This is a genomic window from Leucobacter sp. cx-328 (genome assembly GCF_014530035.1).
Lineage (GTDB): Bacteria > Actinomycetota > Actinomycetes > Actinomycetales > Microbacteriaceae > Leucobacter.
On record NZ_JACVMX010000001.1, the window covers coordinates 613,025 to 630,926 of the forward strand.

Annotated in this window: 16 protein-coding genes, 1 tRNA gene and 1 pseudogene; 11 read left to right on the forward strand and 7 right to left on the reverse strand. The window is 61.5% G+C overall.

Translation table 11 applies throughout. The annotated features are described in order from the left end of the window. Nucleotides 1-5: 5 nt before the first annotated feature. The 4 genes from ICL81_RS02575 to ICL81_RS11925 all read right to left on the reverse strand — a co-directional run bounded on the left by ICL81_RS02575 (nt 6) and on the right by ICL81_RS11925 (nt 2,253). Nucleotides 6-398: a hypothetical protein gene (locus ICL81_RS02575; protein WP_188033389.1), complete on the reverse strand. Its 393-nt coding sequence runs from the start codon at nt 396-398 to the stop codon at nt 6-8. A 435-nt stretch (nt 399-833) separates the two neighbouring features. Beyond that, nucleotides 834-1,739, reverse strand: coding sequence for an IS3 family transposase (locus ICL81_RS02580; protein WP_251381624.1), 906 nt, complete (start codon nt 1,737-1,739; stop codon nt 834-836). After that, nucleotides 1,691-1,990: a transposase gene (locus tag ICL81_RS11920; protein ID WP_251381626.1), complete on the reverse strand. Its 300-nt coding sequence runs from the start codon at nt 1,988-1,990 to the stop codon at nt 1,691-1,693. The genes ICL81_RS02580 and ICL81_RS11920 overlap by 49 nt, the downstream gene beginning before the upstream one ends. Nucleotides 1,991-2,019: 29 nt before the next feature. Continuing rightward, complete coding sequence (locus ICL81_RS11925; protein WP_251381709.1) at nt 2,020-2,253, reverse strand: hypothetical protein; 234 nt, start codon at nt 2,251-2,253, stop codon at nt 2,020-2,022. On the opposite strand from ICL81_RS11925, the pseudogene ICL81_RS02585 reads away from it, so the two are divergent. Together ICL81_RS02585 and ICL81_RS02590 are read left to right on the forward strand one after the other, a co-directional pair. Further along, nucleotides 2,146-3,075: pseudogene (locus ICL81_RS02585) on the forward strand (integrase core domain-containing protein). The gene ICL81_RS11925 and the pseudogene ICL81_RS02585 sit on opposite strands and share 108 nt — an antisense overlap. A 157-nt stretch (nt 3,076-3,232) precedes the next feature. Further along, on the forward strand, nt 3,233-4,252 hold the full coding sequence (locus tag ICL81_RS02590; protein WP_353055395.1) for a recombinase family protein: 1,020 nt from the start codon (nt 3,233-3,235) through the stop codon (nt 4,250-4,252). Between the two features lie 30 nt (nt 4,253-4,282). On the opposite strand, the gene ICL81_RS02595 is transcribed toward ICL81_RS02590, so the two are convergent. Then, a tRNA-His gene (locus ICL81_RS02595) sits at nt 4,283-4,358 on the reverse strand. A 357-nt stretch (nt 4,359-4,715) separates the two neighbouring features. On the opposite strand from ICL81_RS02595, the gene ICL81_RS02600 reads away from it, so the two are divergent. The 4 genes from ICL81_RS02600 to rlmN are packed head-to-tail and all read left to right on the forward strand — an operon-like array spanning nt 4,716 to nt 9,142. After that, entirely contained in the window at nt 4,716-5,777 is a 1,062-nt protein-coding gene (locus tag ICL81_RS02600) for a 3-isopropylmalate dehydrogenase (protein WP_188024910.1), read from the forward strand. 50 nt (nt 5,778-5,827) lie between these two features. Beyond that, complete coding sequence (locus ICL81_RS02605; protein ID WP_188033391.1) at nt 5,828-6,922, forward strand: branched-chain amino acid aminotransferase; 1,095 nt, start codon at nt 5,828-5,830, stop codon at nt 6,920-6,922. Nucleotides 6,923-6,949: 27 nt separating this feature from the next. Next, nucleotides 6,950-7,747 carry a fumarylacetoacetate hydrolase family protein gene (locus ICL81_RS02610; RefSeq protein WP_188033392.1) on the forward strand — a complete coding sequence of 266 codons (798 nt, stop codon included), beginning with the start codon at nt 6,950-6,952 and terminating at the stop codon, nt 7,745-7,747. A 51-nt stretch (nt 7,748-7,798) separates the two neighbouring features. Next, a complete protein-coding gene (rlmN, locus tag ICL81_RS02615; protein ID WP_188033393.1) occupies nt 7,799-9,142 on the forward strand; it encodes a 23S rRNA (adenine(2503)-C(2))-methyltransferase RlmN in 1,344 nt (447 codons plus the stop codon). On the opposite strand, the gene ICL81_RS02620 is transcribed toward rlmN, so the two are convergent. Further along, a complete protein-coding gene (locus ICL81_RS02620) occupies nt 9,139-10,179 on the reverse strand; it encodes an aminotransferase class V-fold PLP-dependent enzyme (RefSeq protein WP_188033394.1) in 1,041 nt (346 codons plus the stop codon). The two genes, rlmN and ICL81_RS02620, sit on opposite strands and share 4 nt — an antisense overlap. 39 nt (nt 10,180-10,218) lie before the next feature. Between ICL81_RS02620 and ICL81_RS02625 the strand changes: the two genes are divergently transcribed. Genes ICL81_RS02625 through ICL81_RS02645 form a run of 5 tightly spaced genes read left to right on the forward strand, consistent with a single transcriptional unit; the run spans nt 10,219 to nt 15,826 of the window. Next, nucleotides 10,219-11,229, forward strand: coding sequence for a LysR family transcriptional regulator (locus ICL81_RS02625; RefSeq protein WP_223160513.1), 1,011 nt, complete (start codon nt 10,219-10,221; stop codon nt 11,227-11,229). Beyond that, the gene (locus ICL81_RS02630) at nt 11,226-12,491 is read left to right on the forward strand and encodes an MFS transporter (protein ID WP_188033395.1); all 1,266 of its coding nucleotides are present in this window, start codon (nt 11,226-11,228) and stop codon (nt 12,489-12,491) included. The genes ICL81_RS02625 and ICL81_RS02630 overlap by 4 nt, the downstream gene beginning before the upstream one ends. Nucleotides 12,492-12,528: 37 nt before the next feature. Beyond that, nucleotides 12,529-14,076, forward strand: a complete 1,548-nt coding sequence (gltX, locus tag ICL81_RS02635; protein WP_188033396.1) for a glutamate--tRNA ligase — start codon at nt 12,529-12,531, stop codon at nt 14,074-14,076. Between the two features lie 3 nt (nt 14,077-14,079). Next, complete coding sequence (locus ICL81_RS02640) at nt 14,080-15,093, forward strand: NAD(P)/FAD-dependent oxidoreductase (protein ID WP_188033397.1); 1,014 nt, start codon at nt 14,080-14,082, stop codon at nt 15,091-15,093. After that, nucleotides 15,086-15,826, forward strand: coding sequence for a queuosine precursor transporter (locus ICL81_RS02645; RefSeq protein ID WP_188033398.1), 741 nt, complete (start codon nt 15,086-15,088; stop codon nt 15,824-15,826). The genes ICL81_RS02640 and ICL81_RS02645 overlap by 8 nt, the downstream gene beginning before the upstream one ends. 95 nt (nt 15,827-15,921) lie before the next feature. On the opposite strand, the gene tgt is transcribed toward ICL81_RS02645, so the two are convergent. Continuing rightward, nucleotides 15,922-17,241 carry a tRNA guanosine(34) transglycosylase Tgt gene (gene tgt, locus ICL81_RS02650; protein WP_188033399.1) on the reverse strand — a complete coding sequence of 440 codons (1,320 nt, stop codon included), beginning with the start codon at nt 17,239-17,241 and terminating at the stop codon, nt 15,922-15,924. Between the last annotated feature and the right edge of the window lie 661 nt (nt 17,242-17,902).

The following is a 17,902-nucleotide window of genomic DNA, read 5'->3' on the forward strand; positions in this document are numbered from 1 at the left end:
GCGGGTCAGCTGTCAAACGGGGGAGCGGTCGCGCTGCATGTGACCGCGACGCCAGCTTCGCCGGTCTCGCTGGCGAGCGCTCTCTCGCCGTCGAGCAGGATCCTGCACGTCGCGCGCTGCCCTTCGGCTGCGGTCGCTGTGATTTTTGCCGTATCCCCGACGACAAGGATTGAATCGACCGACCACGTCGCGCTGCCACCATTAGTGCCCGCGGTGGTGACAGTGCCTGCACTCACCGATGTGCGCTCCTCAGTTCGCGAAGGCTGATCGAGGTAGGCGACGTCGCTGAGCATCGCGTTCTCGGGGTCGTCGCCGCCGTCTACGGACAGCTCGTAGGTGACCGCCCAGGCGTCAGCAGTGGATTTCTGGAGCTTGTCGATCGCGCCGCAGCCCGTCAAGGTGATACCGAGTAACGTGGTGGCGGCGAGAACTGCTGAGATGCGGAGCGTGAGGGGGTCGTATGCTTCATACCTTCTACGCTCGCAGCGGCGCTCCTGGCCGGCGTCGCACCAGGGTGCCGTGAGCGTAGTACCTGGGTGTCGAGGTTGGCTGCCCGGGAGGCTCGTTAGCGGCGACTCTAGCCTCTTGAGTATGTGACTGTACCAGTAGTGTTATCCAATGTCGATGGAGGAGAACTATGGTCACTCGTCAGGCGGCAATTGTCTTTTCTGCTCTAGGGCTGCTGTTAGTTGTAGCTCTTGGACTGTTGATTGCGGATCTTCCATATAGCTACCGAGTGTGTGCCGGAGATATCGTGTCAACCGGGTCTGATGCACGTTTAGGTGACATTCTGACCTGACCTACGGTTTGGTTTCCAGTCTTGGTCGCTAGTTTCAGGCGGATGTTAACTGATCCGAGAAGGCGAGATCAAAATTGGTGGGTGTTTGATAACCCAAAGACGAGTGTCTTCGCCTGCGATTGTAGAACACCTCGATGTACTCGAATATCGCGTTCGCGAGCTCAATCCGCGTCTTCCATTTCTTCCGGTTGAGCAGCTCGATCTGCATCGAGGACCAGAACGATTCCATCATCGCGTTGTCGAGCGCATCACCGACGGTCCCGAACGACGGCAGGAGCCCTGCAGAACGGATCTTCTGGGTGAACGCCCACGACGTGAATTGGACTCCGTGGTCAGCGTGGACGATGCCACCTGGGGCTGGTGTTCTTGCGCGGAGCGCCATGTCGAGCGCATTGACCACGAGCGTTGAATCCTGCTTGGAATCGATTGCCCAACCCACGATCTTCCGGCTACACGCGTCAAGCACTGCCGCACAGAACACTTTTCCTTCCCGCGTGGGATGCTCGGTGATATCCGTCACCCAAAGCTCGTTCGGCGACAGTCGGTGGAACTTGCGATGCACGAGATCATCAGCAGTAGCCACGCCTTTCAACCGCTTCACCCGAGTCGGGCCCGGAAGCCCGTACATACCGCTCTTCGTCATCAGTACTGAGACCAGTCGAGTCGAACACGGGATCTCCATCCCGATGGTGAGCTCAGCATGAATGCGCCGGTACCCATAGGTTCCGCGTGAAGCCGTGTGAATTTCACGAATCAGACCCGTGAGCCATTGCCTCCGCAACTGCGTAGCGCTCGTGGGACGTTTCCGATACCGGTAGTAGCCCTGCCGGGAAACACCCAGGAGTCGACAGCAGGTATCTACGGGCGCCCCGGTGTCGACGAGACGGTCGATCACCGGGTGTGCCCTTTTGGGTCGACGCGTTCCTCCTCGGTCAACCATTTCGAGGCGAGTTTCACGATCTTTAGCTCTTGCTCGAGCTGTCTGATCCGGGCTCGTGCTGCGCGCAGAGTCGCGTCTTCGCTGGTGGATCTGCCTGGCCTGCGACCGTGATCGATATCGTCTTGACGGAGCCAGGAGTGCAGGGTGACCTCGTGGATGCCGAGGTCGACTGCGGTTTGTTTGATCTGTCGGCCTTCGCGGACGAGCGCGATTGCGCGTTCACGGAACTCTGGTGGGTAGGGGCGTGGCATGTGGGTGAGCCTTTCATGAAGGCCATCGACTAGCTACCCGTACTGGAAACCAAACCGTAGGTCAGGTCATTCAACATGGCTGGTTTCTGCTGGCCTGGAAAGATGAACCCATACCCCCTCGTTACCCCAAAGAGTTCCGTGACGACGTCGTAAAGATCGCGTTGGATCGCGACCCAGAAGTCACACTCGCGCAGATCGCGAAAGACTTCGGAATCCACGTCGACACGCTCGATAAATGGCCCCGAGAAGAACGCGTCGAACATGGCCAGAAACCCAGTGTCACCCGTTCCGAGAATGCTGAGCTGCGTGAGCGTCGCAAACAGAACAAACTCCTCGAACAAGAAGTGGCAGTGCTCCGCCGTGCGGCCGCGTATCTTTCCCAGGCGCACCTGCCGGGACGGGCTCTCCCCGCTCGTGAAAGAACTCGCCAGCGACGGAATCCACGTCCAGGTGTCGTGCCGGGGATTGAAGCTTTCACGCCAGCCCTACTACCGCTGGCTCCGCAGCCCTGTTACCGGGCGTGACCTCGCGCAGGCGTATCGCGCGAACGCGCTCCACGACACCCATCTTGAAGACCCCGAGTTCGGGTACCGGTTCCTCGCCGACGAAGCGAAGAGCCTCGGCGAGCAGATGGCTAACAGAACTGCGTGGCGGCTCTGCCGTGATCAGCAGTGGTGGTCAGCGTTCGGGAAGAAGAAAACCCGCGGGAAGAGCAGAAAGCCTGGCCCACCCGTGCATGACGACCTGGTGCAGCGCGAGTTCGTAGCGGCTGCTCCGAACGAGCTATGGCTTTCCGATTTCGAAGCCGGAAACTACAGCGCACTCTCACCGGTCACAGGATGGCCGGCTCGAGGGGGCGTGTGGGTGCTGCGGGTGACAACGCGGCGATGGAGTCGTTCTTTAGTCTGCTCCAGCAAAACGTCCTGAACCGAAAGACCTGAACGACTCGGGACGAGCTCCGGTTAGCGATCGTGGCTTGGATCGAGCGCACTTCCTATCGACGCCGCAGACAGGCCCGGTTAGGGCGTTTGACGCCGATCGAGTACGAGACCATCATGAACAAACAGGTCGCACTCGCGGCCTGACCAAATTGTCACCTCAACAAGCATCAGACCCGACCTCGCGACTGAAACGGTCAAGGGACTCACACAGAAAGCCGCGCAGGGTGGCACCACAAATCGAGCACCGATCGGCTACATCAATATCGGTGTGCGCAACGAGTTCGGTCGAGAAAACCGCACCGTGAAAGTAGATGAAGAGCGGACACCTCGTATCACCTGGGCGTTCCAGGCGTACGCGTCAGGCCGTTGGACATTGGCCCAGATTCACCGTGAGCTGATCGCCCGTGGACTCAGGACTCTAGCGACACCAAAACGCCCATCGAAACCGATCGCGATCTCGACGCTGCACCGACTGCTGACGAACCCGTATTCCAAGGGAGACGTGACCTTCAAAGGTGCAACCTGCAAGGGCACACACGAGCCGATTGTGCCGAAAGAAGTCTGGTACCAAGTTCAAGCGTTGCTCGATTCACACAAGTCAGCTGCCGACGCGACCCAGGTGCATGAGCACTATCTGAAGGGCACCGTGTACTGCGGGCAGTGCGGCGAGCGGCTGATCATCACAAACGCGAAGAACCGGCACGGCAACGTCTATCCGTACTTCGTGTGCTCAGGTCGGCACTCCGGTAGGACTGAGCGCACCCGGCAGGCGATGCTCATCGAAAAGTACTACGAGATGATCGAGGTATCACCCGAAATGAGGCAAGACCTCGCTGGGAAAATCCACGCCGACTTTGACCAGCTCATGGCCAACGAAGCAAAGGAACTTTCACGGCTCACGACCAAACGAGACCGGCTCGATGACGAACGCATGAAGCTACTGCAAGCACACTACGCAGGTGCAGTTCCGCTTGACTTGCTCAAGAAAGAACAAGACCGCATCGCGAACCAAATCGGCGATATTCAACACCGACTCGAAGCACACCACGACGAATACGCTTCGGCTAGGGCCCACCTCGACGATTCGCTCGGGCTACTCGCCAACATCGTCGGCATCTACCAGCGAGCAGATGACGCGAACCGGCGACTGTGCAACCAAGCGTTCTTCTATCGAATCTTCATCGAAGAAGAGGGCGACAGCCGCGTCGAATACGAGCGGCCATTCGGTACGCTCTGCGATACGGAGGAGCAGATGAATGCGCTGAACTGGGCAGCCCAGGCAAAGAAAAGGGAGAGATTCAAACCGGACAAAGAGTGGTGACTCTTGTCGAGGGTTTGAACCTCTCCCATTTGGGGTGGACAACGGGACTTGAACCCGCGACCACCGGCACCACAAGCCGGTGCTCTACCAACTGAGCTATGCCCACCATGCTGTCCCGGTGCTGTGCACCTGGCAACCTGATAACTATAACCCACGCCGTCCTACCCTTGTCTAATTGGCGACTGCGCTCGGGAATGTCGCGCGTAATTCCGCCGGTTTTGGTGCTGAGTGCTGATGCTTGGCGAGGGGCGCGTGCTCGTGCCTCACAGTGCGCAATGTGTCGTCATGGCGCTTTCATGGCATCTTCTCGGCGGTATGCTGGGGGAGTGGGCGAACCAAGCGTCGCCACGACGTTACGTCGATTGCCATGGTGGCTCGATGTCGCGTCATGTATGCCTTGGCGGCGTGAAGTTGTCAGGGTGTCCGGCATTGCCATGACGGCACATCAAAGGAGGAGTGTTCAGTGACACGCACCATCAACCTTGCAGTAATTCCCGGTGACGGAATTGGTCAGGAAGTTACTGCGCAGGCAAACCGAGTACTCGACGCAGTGCTCGCAGGCAGCGATGTCGCTCTGAACCGCACCGAGTTCAAGCTTGGCGCAGAGCGTTTCCTTGAAACCGGCGAGACACTTCCCGCAGCTGAGCAGGCAGCCATTGCCGAGAACGACGTCATTCTCTTTGGCGCTGTTGGTGGTGCTCCTGGCGATCCGCGCCTCGCGAATGCGAACATCGAGCGTGGCCTCCTCCTGAAGCTCCGCTTCGATTTTGATCACTACGCAAACGTGCGTCCCTGCACGCTGTTCCCCGGCGTTGATTCGTCGCTGAAGGAGCCTGGCGAGGTTGACTTCGTTGTCGTGCGCGAGGGCACCGAAGGTCCCTACGTTGGCAACGGTGGCCGTCTTCGCGAGGGCACCGTGCACGAGGTCGCAACTGAGGTTTCGGTGAACACCGCGTTCGGCGTGGAGCGCATCGTGCGTCACGCATTCCAGGTTGCTGCTTCGCGTGAACGCAAGAAGCTCACCTGGGTACACAAGACCAACGTGCTCGTGCACGCTGGCGCAATCTGGCAGCGCGTCGTTAAGACCGTTGCTGCGGAATACCCCGAGATCGCGGTCGACTACATGCACGTTGACGCAGCAACGATCCACATGGTTCAGAACCCGTCGCGCTTCGACGTGATCGTGACTGATAACCTGTTCGGAGATATCCTCACTGATTTGGCCGGCGCTATCGGCGGCGGCATCGGCCTCGCAGCCAGCGGCAACATCAATCCCGATGGCACGTTCCCGAGCATGTTCGAGCCCGTCCACGGCTCTGCACCCGATATTGCGGGTCAGCAGATCGCGGATCCCACGGCGGCCATCCTGTCCGTGGCACTGATGCTCGATCACCTCTCGCTCGCAGACGAAGCTGCACGCGTTCGCGCGGCAGTTCGTGCGGACCTCGCAGGCCGCGGCGATGCAGCACGTTCGACCACTGAAGTCGGCGACGCTGTGATTGCCCAGCTTCCTGCGCGAGCATAATCTCACCACCCACTTTTTCACCGCGCCATTGGCGCGAGAAAGCTGACGTCATGACTGACCTCACCTTCACCCTTTCGGAGGCGGTACGCCTCCCCGCAGCCGAGCGCGAAGCGATCCTCGCAAACCCTGGCTTTGGTAACTACTTCACCGATCACATGGTCTCCATCTCGTGGAGCCGTGAAGAGGGTTGGCACGATGCGGCGGTCCTGCCGTACGGTCCGCTCGCGATTGATCCGGGTTCGTCGGTCCTGCACTACGGTCAGGAGATTTTTGAGGGCCTGAAGGCATACCGTCGCGAAGACGGCTCGATCGTCAGCTTCCGCCCCGTTGAGAACGCACGTCGTCTCAACGAGTCGGCTGCGCGACTGGCGCTGCCTGAGCTCCCCGAAGAGCTCTTCGTTGAGGCTTGCCGCCAGCTCGTGCAGATTGACGCTGACTGGGTACCCGGTGGCGAGGACCAGAGCCTCTACCTCCGTCCGTTCATGATCGCTGACGAGAGCTTCCTCGGCGTTCGTGCGGCTGAGAAGGCACGCTTCCTCGTGATCGCGTGCCCCTCCGGCGCATACTTCACCGGTGGCGTGAAGCCCGTTTCGATCTGGCTGTCGCAGGGTCTGTCGCGCGCAGGCAGCGGCGGAACCGGCGCTGCAAAGTGCGGCGGCAACTACGCGGCTTCGCTGCTTCCGCAGCAGGTGGCAGCTGAGAATGGCTGCCAGCAGGTGCTCTTCACCGATGCGCAGGAGGAGGGCCGCATCGACGAGCTCGGCGGCATGAACCTCTTCCTCGTGCGCGCTGACGGCACGCTGCTCACTCCTGAGCTGAATGGCAACATTCTGCCCGGCATCACCCGTCGTAGCCTCATCGAACTCGCAGAAGCTCGCGGCCACAAGGTCGAGGAGCGCGCGGTGACCGTTGCCGAGTGGCGCGCAGGCGCAGCTGACGGCAGCATCGTCGAGGCGTTCGCGTGTGGCACCGCTGCTGTGATCACCCCGATCGGCAAGCTCAAGGCACCCGAGTTCGAGATCGATTTCGGTGAGAACGCTCCCGGCGCGCTCACAATGTCGCTTCGCGAAGAGCTCACTGGCATCCAGACTGGTGCCGTTGCAGACAGCCGCAACTGGCTGACTGAGTTCGTCCCAGCACCTTAATTTCACGGCATCGGAGAGGCGGATCGCATGAAGGTCGCACGCTATGAGTACGAGGGAGAGATCTCCTTTGGCATCCTCGACCAGGCAGAGTCTGGCGACGGCATAGAGGTCGTTGAGCTGTCTTCCGATCCGATGATGGCTGAGTACGACACGACCGGACGGCGCATCCCGTTCGCTGACGTGCGTCTGCTGGCTCCCGTGATTCCGCGTTCGAAGGTGGTGTGCGTTGGCAAGAACTATGCCGACCACGTTGCCGAGATGGCGGAACTCACGGGGCCAGCTCCCACGCCCGATGCGCCCTTGCTGTTCCTGAAGCCGAACACCTCAGTGATTGGCCCTGGCGACCCAATCCTCCTACCTTCGATCTCGAAGCGCGTGGAGCACGAGGGCGAGCTCGCAATCATCATTGGTGCGGTCGCAAAGAACGTCACCGAAGAAGAAGCGCTCTCGGTGGTCTTCGGATTCACCTGCGCGAATGATGTCACGGCGCGCGACATTCAGATCGCCGATGGTCAGTGGATGCGTGGCAAGAGCTTTGACACGTTCTGCCCGATCGGCCCGGTCGTCGAGACCGATCCCGACCTCGCAGACGCGCTCATTACGACCCGCGTGAACGGAGAGCTTCGCCAGGAGGGTCGCACCTCGCAGTTGATTTTCGATTTGGCGCGGATCGTTTCCTATGCATCGCAGGCCTTCACACTGTTGCCTGGCGACATCATCTTGACGGGTACGCCAGCCGGTGTTGGCCCGATTGTCGAGGGTGACACCGTTGAGGTACACATCGAGGGCATCGGCACGCTGCGAAACCCCGTGCGCGCCGCCTAACTTCCTGTCGCGTTTCGACGCTCCCAAGTTGAGATGCGACAATAGTGGGTAATGGATCCCAACAAGCTCAATCACGGCACGGCTGCGGAAGAACCGAAGTTCACTAAGACGCGCCCTCGTTCCGGTGACGCTGCGCCGCGCGCGCAGGTTCGTCCGAAGACTGAGGGCTGGAAGCAGCTCACCTCGGCCGATGGCCGCCCGACCCTGCAGTTCGCTTCGCCGCGCGTGAAGCAGCCTGACACACACCTCGCAGATATGACCCTCGCTGAGCGCGAGGCGAAGATCGTCGAGCTTGGCCTGCCCAAGTTCCGTGCGAAGCAGATCTCGAAGCACTACTTCGAGCATCACACGACCGATCCCGAGCAGATGACTGATCTGCCAAAGGGCCGTCGTGACGAGGTTGCTGCAGCATTCTTCCCGCCGCTGCTCACCGAGGTGAAGCGCCTCGTGACCGATGACGGCGACACGATCAAGTTCCTCTGGCGTCTCTTTGACGGTGCGCTCGTGGAGTCGGTGCTCATGCGCTACCCGGGCCGCATCACGCTGTGCGTGTCGAGCCAGTGTGGCTGCGGCATGAACTGCCCGTTCTGCGCGACCGGCCAGGCTGGCCTGACCCGCAATATGTCGACCGCTGAGATTCTCGATCAGGTCGTGCAGGCGAACCGCGTGATCGCTGAGGGTGGCCTCGGTCGCAAGCGTCGCGCCGGTAACGGTGCTGAGGCTGAGCGCGTGAACAACATCGTGTTTATGGGCATGGGCGAGCCCCTCGCCAACTACAAGCGCGTCATGAACGCTGTGCACCGCATGGTTGCGCCGTCGCCCGAGGGCCTCGGCATGAGCGCACGTGGCATCACGGTGTCGACCGTTGGTCTCGCGCCCGCGATCCGCAAGCTCGCTGATGAGGACCTCCCCATCACCTTCGCGCTGTCGCTGCACGCGCCTGACGATCAGCTGCGCGACGACCTTATCCCGGTGAACAGCCGCTGGAAGGTCGACGAGGTGCTTGACGCCGCGTACCACTACTACGAGAAGACCGGTCGCCGCGTCTCCATCGAGTACGCGCTCATCAAGGACATGAACGACCACGCATGGCGCGCCGATCTGCTCGCAGACCGTCTGAACCAGCGCGGCCGTGGCTGGGTGCACGTCAACCCGATCCCGCTCAACCCGACCCCGGGTTCGATCTGGACCTCGTCGACGAAGCCCGTCACGCGCGAGTTTGTCGACCGCCTGAATGCTGCCGGCATTCCGACGACCCTCCGCGATACGCGCGGCAAGGAGATCGACGGCGCATGCGGTCAGCTGGTTGCGACCCAGCAGGACAAGGACGATGCGGCTGCGGCAGTTGCCGAGTCTGCAGCGCCAGAGATTATCGAGGTTCCCGCAGCCGACTAGTCGCGCAGCGCCTCCGCAAGCATCGAAACGTCCGCATCGGAGTTCCAGACATGGAACGCGATGCGGGCGTTTCCTGCTCTTCCAGACGCGGTGATGCCAGCGGCCTGCATGCGCGCGAGGTCGCAACCATCGGGATCCGCCCACGTCACAATCGCCGAATCACCTGGCGCGAGACCCAGCTCGTGTCGTGCCGCATTTGCGAGGCGCAACACATGGTCGTGGATCGCGTCAGCATCGTGCCCCGCAAAGTACTCGAGCGCACGTTCGGTTCCCGTGAGCGCTGGCCACACTGGCGACAGATCGAAGCGGCGCGCGGTTTCCGACAGTGGAGTGTGACCAGCGTAGGTCGCCGTCCATGGGTCGTCTGAGGAACACCAGCCTGCCGCGACAGGGGTGGCATCGTGCATACGCTCGCGGCGGACGGTCATGAATGCCGTACCGCGTGGCGCGCACAGCCATTTGTAGGCGTGGCAGACGGTGTAGTCAAAGGATTCGGCGCCGATGGGCAGCCAGCCGAGCGACTGGGTGAGGTCGACGCAGGTGCGCGCGCCATGAGCTGCGGCGGCAGCGCTGATGGCTTCGTGATCCGCCACCTCGCCTGTTGCCGATTGCACGAGCGAGAAAGCGACGAGCGCGGTCTCCGGGCGGATAGCCGCTGCCAGCTCGGCGAGCGGGGCGTATCGGACGGTGACGTCGCGATCCGCCAACTGCTCGAACGGGTGCGTCAGCGAGGAGAAATCGCCAGCGGCGCACAGTACCTCGGCGCCATCTGGTACCGCGGTCGCGATGACGGAAACCAGCTGCGAGGTTTGTGAGCCGATCGCCACCTCATCGGGGGAGACGCCAGCGATGCGCGCGAACAGGGCGCGGGAGCGCTCGGCCGAGGCGCCCAGTGCGACAGCATCGAGGCCCCCGCGGGACCAATCTGCAAGGAACTCCTGCATCGCGGCGGTCGTGGCGCGCGTCGGCACACCCACGGTGCACGCTGAGAGGTAGCCGGGTGCTGCGTCGAAATCGTCGCTGAATGTGGTGCTCATGGTGCCACGATACGGCCGCGCGTGAAATAAGAAAACTGAATGTTTCTTATCAAACCCTTCCAGTGGGGTTATGATGTGCGTGTGAATACGCAGCGCATTACCGGAGACCCGCTCGGCACGATCGATTCGACCGAGCTTCGCATCTTGCACACGCTCGCGGTGACGGGATCGCTCACCTCGACGGCAGGTGTGCTCGGGCTCAGTCAGCCTGCCATTAGCCAGCGCATCAAGCGCGTGGAGACGCGTCTCGCTGTGCCGCTTATTGAGCGCTCCGGTCGCGGTATTCGCCTGACGAACGCAGGCCAGATCCTCGCAGAGCACGGCCGCACGGTCGTAGCCGAGATCGACGCTGCCCTCGCGGCGATCGATGACCTCCGAGGTGAACGAGCCGGAACGCTGCGCCTTGTTGGCTTCCCATCGTCGTCTGCGACGATCGTGCCCGAACTCATGCGCAAGCTTGCCATCGAGGCGCCCGACGTCTCGCTGCAGTACCGCGAGGCGGAGCCGCCCGAGGCCGCTGCGATGCTGCGTGACGGCGAGGTCGATTGTGCGTTGATCTTCGACTATGAGGGCGCGGTTGGCCTACCAGCAGGTAGCGCGTTTCTCCCTATGTGGCGGGAGGACGTCTACCTCGTCGTCTCAGACCGTCACAACGTCCCCGCGAGTGGATCGGCCGACCTCGCTGACTATGCATCAGAGCACTGGATCGCCGGTTGTGAAAAGTGTCGTGGCCACTTGCTCGCTGCCGCTGCCGACCACGGCTTCGAGCCTGACATCATTCAGGAGACTGACAACGTCCCGGCAATGCTCGCAATGGCGGCCGCCGGTGGCGCCGTCGTGCTCGTCGCTGGCCTCGCGCTTGCTGCTGCGCCCTCGCTCCCTGAGGGGGCCGTAGCGCTGACGCTCGATCCGCCTCGCTACCGCCGCATTGGCCTTGTGTCGATGGCAACCGCAAACGAAAGCCCCCAGGTGCGCCTGGCGAAGCGCCTCCTTGCGCAGGTTGATGGCTCGCCGTGGGGAATCCTTCCGGTGAGCGGTGACGTGCAGTGAGCACGCTTGAAATCCGCCGCACGATCCAGCGGCGCACGGTGGCGATCCTCGCGATCGCTACCATTCTGGGAGGCCTCGGCATCGGGGCCTCCTTCTCAGCCGGCGCGCTCCTCATCGCCGACATCACCGGCAACCCGGCAATCTCTGGCCTCGCGTCAACGCTGAGCACTGCCGGCGCAGCGGCGGCCGGTATCCCGCTTGCGCGCCTTGCCATGCGCAAGGGGCGGCGGATCGCCCTCGCCACCGGCAATCTCATCGCCCTCTGTGGTGCGATCACCGTCATCCTGGCTGCGGCACTGCCTGCGGCGAGCTTGTTGTTCATAGGCCTGATGCTGCTCGGTGTTGGTTCTGCGGTGCAGCTGCAGTCGCGGTTTGCTGCTGCCGACCTTGCGACTAAGAAGACGCGCTCACGAGATCTTTCGCTCGTGGTGTGGTCAATCACGATCGGTGCGGTGACCGGACCGAACCTGCTCGCGCCGGGTGCTTGGCTCGGCGAACGCATTGGAATCCCTGAGCTCAGCGGTGTCTTTGTGTTTGCTGCGGTCGCTCAGCTGCTCGCCGGGCTCGTGGTGTGGATTATGCTGCGGCCTGATCCGCTGCTCACCGCGCAGGCATCGGTCGCCTCCACCGGCGTCGATACCGGAGCGACGGTACTGCAGACGGCCGCGTTGCGACGTGAGGCGTCGATCCGTCAGTTTGCTGTGATCACCGCGATCGCGATGGCGCACGCGACAATGGTGGGTCTTATGGCCATGACGCCGCTGCATCTGCGCGATCATGGCGCCTCAGTGACGTTCATTGGCTTCACGATTAGCCTGCACATTGCTGGCATGTACGCGCTGTCGCCGCTCGCTGGCTTGCTTGCGGGCAAGATTGGCGCGCGACCGGTGATGGTACTGGGGTTCGTGATCCTCGGTATTTCTGCGGTGGGCACCGCGACCGCAGGCGAGAATTCAACCTTGATTCAAATCGCGCTGACGCTCGTGGGACTTGGCTGGTGCGCAGTGACTGTCGCGGGCGCATCGTTGCTCACAGAGCTGACCCCGAACTCAATCCGCCCAAAGCGTCAGGGACAGTCAGACACGATCATGAATATCGCTGGCGCGGCATTCGGTGCGGTGTCCGGATTGTTCTTCTCTGCTGGCGGATTCCCGCTCCTTTCGGTCATCGCAGGCGCACTCATGGTGGTCGGCGTTGTGGCGACGATCCGCTCCGGTTCGACGGCCACAAACGCAGGGAACGACCGCGCGCCTGTGGAGTAACGCCCCACTTCTGGTAAACGGGTCTAGAATGGTGATGATGTCTCACAGCGATGCACCCCAGTTCTCGCAGGCCACCGGCACTGATGTCCGTGTGCGCTTCTGCCCATCTCCGACCGGAACGCCGCACGTCGGCATGGTTCGTACTGCCCTGTTTAACTGGGCATACGCGCGCCACACCGGCGGCAAGTTCGTCTTCCGTATCGAAGACACCGATGCTGCGCGCGATAGCGAAGAAAGCTACGCGCAGATCCTCGACTCCCTGCGTTGGCTCGGTCTTGACTGGGACGAGGGAATCGACGCGGGTGGCGAGCACGGTCCGTACCGTCAGTCGCAGCGTGGCGAGATCTACCAGGGCATCATCGAGAAGCTTCGCGAGGGCGGGTACCTCTACGAGAGCTACTCGACCGCAGAAGAGATCGACGCTCGCAACATCGCGGCCGGCCGCCCCAAGCAGCTCGGCTACGACAACTACGACCGCGACCTGACGGACGAGCAGATTGCTGCGTTCCGTGCAGAGGGCCGTCAGCCCGCACTGCGCTTCCGCGTGCCCGACACTGATCTTTCGTTCGACGACCTTGTTCGTGGCGACGTGACCTTCCCCGCTGGCTCGACCATTGACTTCGTCGTGGTTCGCCCGAACGGCGCTCCGCTCTACACGCTCGTCAACCCCGTTGATGATGCGCTCATGGGCATCACCCATGTGCTTCGTGGTGAAGACCTGCTCTCGTCGACCCCGCGCCAGATTGCGCTGCATAGCGCACTCGTCGAGCTGGGCCTCGAGCCCGCAATCCCGCGCTTCGGCCACCTGCCGTACGTCATGGGTGAGGGTAACAAGAAGCTGTCGAAGCGTGACCCTGAGTCGAACCTGCTGCTCCACCGTGAGCGCGGCTTCATCCCCGAGGGCCTCATCAACTACCTGTCGCTGCTCGGCTGGTCGTTCTCGGCAGACCGTGACGTCTTCACCCGTGACGAGATGGTCGAGGCATTCGACATCGTCAACGTGAACCCGAACCCGGCCCGCTTCGACCAGAAGAAGGCTGACTCAATCAACGCAGACCACATCCGTCTGCTGACCGAAGACGATTTCTTCGACCGCATCGTGCCGTACCTCATCGCAGGTGGCGCACTGCCCGTCGAGCCGAGTGCTGAGAAGCTTGACATTGTTCGTCGCGCAGTGCCGCTCGTGCAGAGCCGTATTGTCGTGCTCTCCGAGGTCGTTGGCATGCTCGGCTTCCTCTTCACGACCGCAGCTCAGTTGCAGTACGACGAAGACGGCCTGAAGTCGCTGCGCGCTGATTCGCCGCAGGCACTTTCGGCAGGTTCGGCAGCACTCTCGGCTATCGCAGAGACTGACTGGAACACCGAAAATATTCAGAACGCTCTGCAGGACGCGCTGACCGACCCTGAAAAGGGTCTCGGTCTGAAGCCCCGCGTTGCATTCGGCGCACTCCGTGTTGCAGCTTCGGGCCGCCGCGTTTCGCCGCCGCTCTTCGAGTCGTTCGAGCTCCTCGGCAAGGACGAGACGCTTGCGCGTCTCGAGCGCCTGCTCGATCACCTCGCACAGAACGCAGAACCCAAGGAGTAACGCATGGCTGGGGTCGTCGAACCCGCACCGCAAATCGATGATTCGAAGCCGTTTGGCGTCGTCATCATTGGTGGTGGTCCCGCCGGACTTTCTGCAGGCCTGCAGCTCGTCCGGGCGAACCGCCGAATTGCGATCATCGATAGTAACCGACCCCGCCACGCTGCAACCTTGCAGTCGCACGGGTTCCTCACCAGAGACGGCGCATCTCCACTCGAGCTGCGCCGCCTCGGCCGTGAGGAATTCGAGGCGTACCCCACTGCGCGTTTCGCGCAGGCGGTCACCCACTCGGTTGAGCGGCTGAGCGAAGCTGATGCGATCGCTGTCGGCTTCCCCGACGGCATCGGCTTCCGGGTGCAGGCAAAGGGCGTGCGAGGTGCGGCCGACGTCGAGTTCATTACTCGTCGCGTGCTCGTCACTGCTGGCCTGACCGAAGAGCTCCCGAAGTTCCCGATGGTGCGCGCCTACTACGGCACCGCGCTGCACTCGTGTGTCGAGTGTGACGGCTTCGAAAAGTCAGACCGTCCGCTCGTGCTCATTGGTGAAACCAGTGACCTGTTTGCGCGTGCGCTGCTGATTAGCCGCTTTAGCTCTGACCTGATCGTGTTCACCAACGGTGCAGACACGATCCGCCCAGAACAAGAAGCGCAACTTGCAGCGATCGGCATTCGCGTCGAACGCCGTGAAATTGCAGACATCGTCGGTGAAAAAGCCGACATGACCGGCGTCCGACTGGTCGATGGCGAGGTTATTCCGCGCGTAGGCGGCTTCCTCCGCCCGCGCTGGCACGCACCCATCGAATTCCTCGGCGACCTCGACCTCGATCGTGACGATTGGGGACTCGTGCAAGTCAACGACAAGGGCGAAACCTCGCAGCGCGGCGTCTTCGCCGCGGGCGACATCGTGCCGCCCGGCCCCCAGCAGCTCATCATCGCGGCCGGCAACGGTGCGCGGGTGGCAGCTAAGCTGAACATGGACATGATCCGCGGTGCACTCGGTGTGGGCGTGATCGATGAATAATCTGGACGTGACTGTGGCCCCCGAAAACACCACTGGTGAGGCGAATAAGTATGTGACCCCTGGTGCGCGAGCCGCATCGGCTGGCGCACGGTACGCAACGATCTCTGCAGCGTTCGTTGGTATTTTGCTCATCTCGAATGTGGTCGCAGTCAAGCCGATCACATTTGGTGAGATCTCATTCGGTGCGTTCTCGCTGCCGATGATCTTTGACGGGGGAGTGTTCCTCTTCCCGCTCGCCTACATCTTGGGTGATGTGCTCGCCGAGGTCTACGGCCTCAAAGCCGCACGCCGTGCGATCTTCACGGCGTTTGCGCTCGCGGTGGTCGCCTCGCTCACGATTCTGCTGGTGCAGATCTCGCCGCCAGCTGATGGCTGGGAGAACCAGGAGGCCTTTGCGGCTGTCCTTGGCTTTGTCCCGCGCATTGTGGCCGCGAGCCTTGTGGCTTTCCTCATCGGCCAGTTGCTGAACGCCTGGGTGCTTGACAAGATGCGCCAGCGCACTGCCGGTCGATACCTGCGTACCCGCCTGATCGTTTCGACTATGGCCGGCCAGCTGCTCGACACCGTCGTATTCTGCACCATCGCGTTCGCCGGAATCATCACCGGCGTTGACTTCATCATGTACATCGTGCTCGGCTACGTCGTGAAGGTCCTGGCCGAGATCGTGCTGTTGCCAATTACGACCCGCATCATCAGCGCGGTACGTCGCGCTGAGACCGCACAGATCAAGTAGCGCGGATCGCGGCGCAGGCGCCGCAGTCCTCCACGCAACGAAGGAGGCGGTGAATCTGGAAATCCAGACTCACCGCCTCCTTCGTGTTCTCCCGGCTAGTCCTGCTTGGACTTCTTCGGGTAGAGACGGCCGAGCGTCTCGTCGCGGAACTCAGCAAACGTACCGTCAATCATCGACTCGCGGATCTGATCCACCAGTCGAACGATGAAACGCTCGTTGTGGATAGTCGCGAGCGTTGACGACACCATTTCCTTCGCCTTGAAGAGGTGGTGCAGGTATGCGCCGGTGTAGTTCTCGCAGGTGTAGCAATCGCAGTTGTCATCGATCGGGCCGAAGTTGCGACGCTGGGTCGCAGCCTTTGCGTTGATGCGACCACGACTCGAGTACATCGTGCCGCCACGCGCCTGGCGCGAGGGAGCGACACAGTCGAACGTGTCGGCACCGGCGGCGACCGCTGCGAAGAGGTCATCAGGCTCGGAGATACCGAGCAAGTGACGAGGCTTATTCTCGGGAAGCTCGTCAGTCACCCAGCCACAGATTTCACCGAGCTGGCTCTTCTCGATCGCGCCACCGATGCCGAAGCCGTCAAACATCTGGCCCTCGGCGTCTGCACCGGTCATCGTTGCGAGACCGCTTGCCGCCTTGCGGCGGAGATCCTCATACTGCGCGCCCTGCACAACACCAAACAGCGCCTGGTAAGGACGGTGAGTGCGCTCTTCCGTCTGGCGTGCGTGTTCATCGAGGCAACGAACCGCCCAACGCGCGGTGCGATCGACCGAATCCTCTTGGTAGCGGCGCGTGTTCATGAGCGTGGTGAGCTCGTCGAACGCAAACATAATGTCAGCACCGAGCTGGTGCTGAATCTGCATCGAAATCTCGGGGGTGAAGCGGTGACGGTCGCCGTTGATGAACGACTTGAAGGTGACGCCGTCCTCGTCCACGTGCGCGAGACGCTCCTTGTTCTTCGCGATCACGGCGTCGGACTCGTGCATGTTCTCAGTCATCGAGATGACCTTCTTGAAGCCAACGCCGAGTGACATGACCTGGAACCCACCCGAGTCAGTAAACGTCGGTCCGTCCCAGTTCATGAATTTGCCGAGGCCGCCGGCCTCATCAACGATGTCGCTACCAGGCTGCAGGAACAGATGGTACGCGTTCGACAGAACCGCCTGGCCACCGAGCTCGCGCACGGTCGCGGGAAGCAGCGACTTCACCGTCGCCTTGGTTCCGACCGGAATGAAGGCCGGCGTCTGAATCTCACCGTGCGGAGTGCGGATCGTTCCCGTACGGCCCAGCGGGCGGCCATCAGAACCATGCTCGCCATCATTCTCGAGCCGATGCTCGACCGTGAAGCCGAAATCGGCGGGCGACGGGGGAGGACTGAGTGGCTCGTTGGCCGGGACTGAATTGTTCACGGATCCATCTAAGCAGCTTCAGCTGTGGTGCGTGCTCGCGTGGGGCTCTCCCTTGCGGCTGTCTTCGCTCACTACCTTGTCGAGAAGGGACTGTTTTAGCGAGATTGCCCCTTTCTTGCGCAAGTAACCCCTGTTTTTGTTGGGAACTATCGTTTTCGAGGGGTTGACGTTGGCTGTTGGCCGTGGTTTTTCGGGTGCGGGGCGCGGATCATTCCAAGCTGTGGTCGGGTGTTGCTTTTGCGGGTTTTCTGGTGGTGGCTTGGGGGAGTGGTGGGGGCGCGCCCGGGATGTGGTCTGGGTTTGCGCTGGGGTGTGGATCGGCGTAATGTATTCCTTTGTCGCCGCAACGCAGCCGGGCAGCATCGCTGGCCTGGTTGATTCGCTTGCGGTTAACCGAAACCTACGGGTTTTGGTTGTTGGACTGCTTTTCGGAAGGCCATTGGTTTGGTCGGTACGGGGAGTGTCTGGTCCTTGAGAACTCAATAGTGTGCACTTGATTGTCAAATGCCAATTTTTTATCCCTGGCATGAACCGTTTGGTTTGTGTTGGAGATTCCTTTTTTGGATGAATAATTCAGTGACATTTTTTATGTCAGTGTTTCTATTTGTCAGGTCAAACTCGCATCTTGTCTGCCTTATTCCGGTGGATGGGTGCTTTTTGT

Coding starts and splice junctions, on each gene's coding strand:
- ICL81_RS11920 (WP_251381626.1), bottom strand. CDS start 1,990: ATGCCACGCCCCTACCCACCAGAGTTCCGTGAACGCGCAATCGCGCTC.
- rlmN (WP_188033393.1), top strand. CDS start 7,799: ATGGATCCCAACAAGCTCAATCACGGCACGGCTGCGGAAGAACCGAAG.
- ICL81_RS02640 (WP_188033397.1), top strand. CDS start 14,080: ATGGCTGGGGTCGTCGAACCCGCACCGCAAATCGATGATTCGAAGCCG.
- ICL81_RS02620 (WP_188033394.1), bottom strand. CDS start 10,179: ATGAGCACCACATTCAGCGACGATTTCGACGCAGCACCCGGCTACCTC.
- ICL81_RS02625 (WP_223160513.1), top strand. CDS start 10,219: ATGTTTCTTATCAAACCCTTCCAGTGGGGTTATGATGTGCGTGTGAAT.
- ICL81_RS02580 (WP_251381624.1), bottom strand. CDS start 1,739: ATGGTTGACCGAGGAGGAACGCGTCGACCCAAAAGGGCACACCCGGTG.
- ICL81_RS02610 (WP_188033392.1), top strand. CDS start 6,950: ATGAAGGTCGCACGCTATGAGTACGAGGGAGAGATCTCCTTTGGCATC.
- gltX (WP_188033396.1), top strand. CDS start 12,529: ATGTCTCACAGCGATGCACCCCAGTTCTCGCAGGCCACCGGCACTGAT.
- ICL81_RS02605 (WP_188033391.1), top strand. CDS start 5,828: ATGACTGACCTCACCTTCACCCTTTCGGAGGCGGTACGCCTCCCCGCA.
- ICL81_RS02645 (WP_188033398.1), top strand. CDS start 15,086: ATGAATAATCTGGACGTGACTGTGGCCCCCGAAAACACCACTGGTGAG.
- ICL81_RS11925 (WP_251381709.1), bottom strand. CDS start 2,253: ATGTTCGACGCGTTCTTCTCGGGGCCATTTATCGAGCGTGTCGACGTG.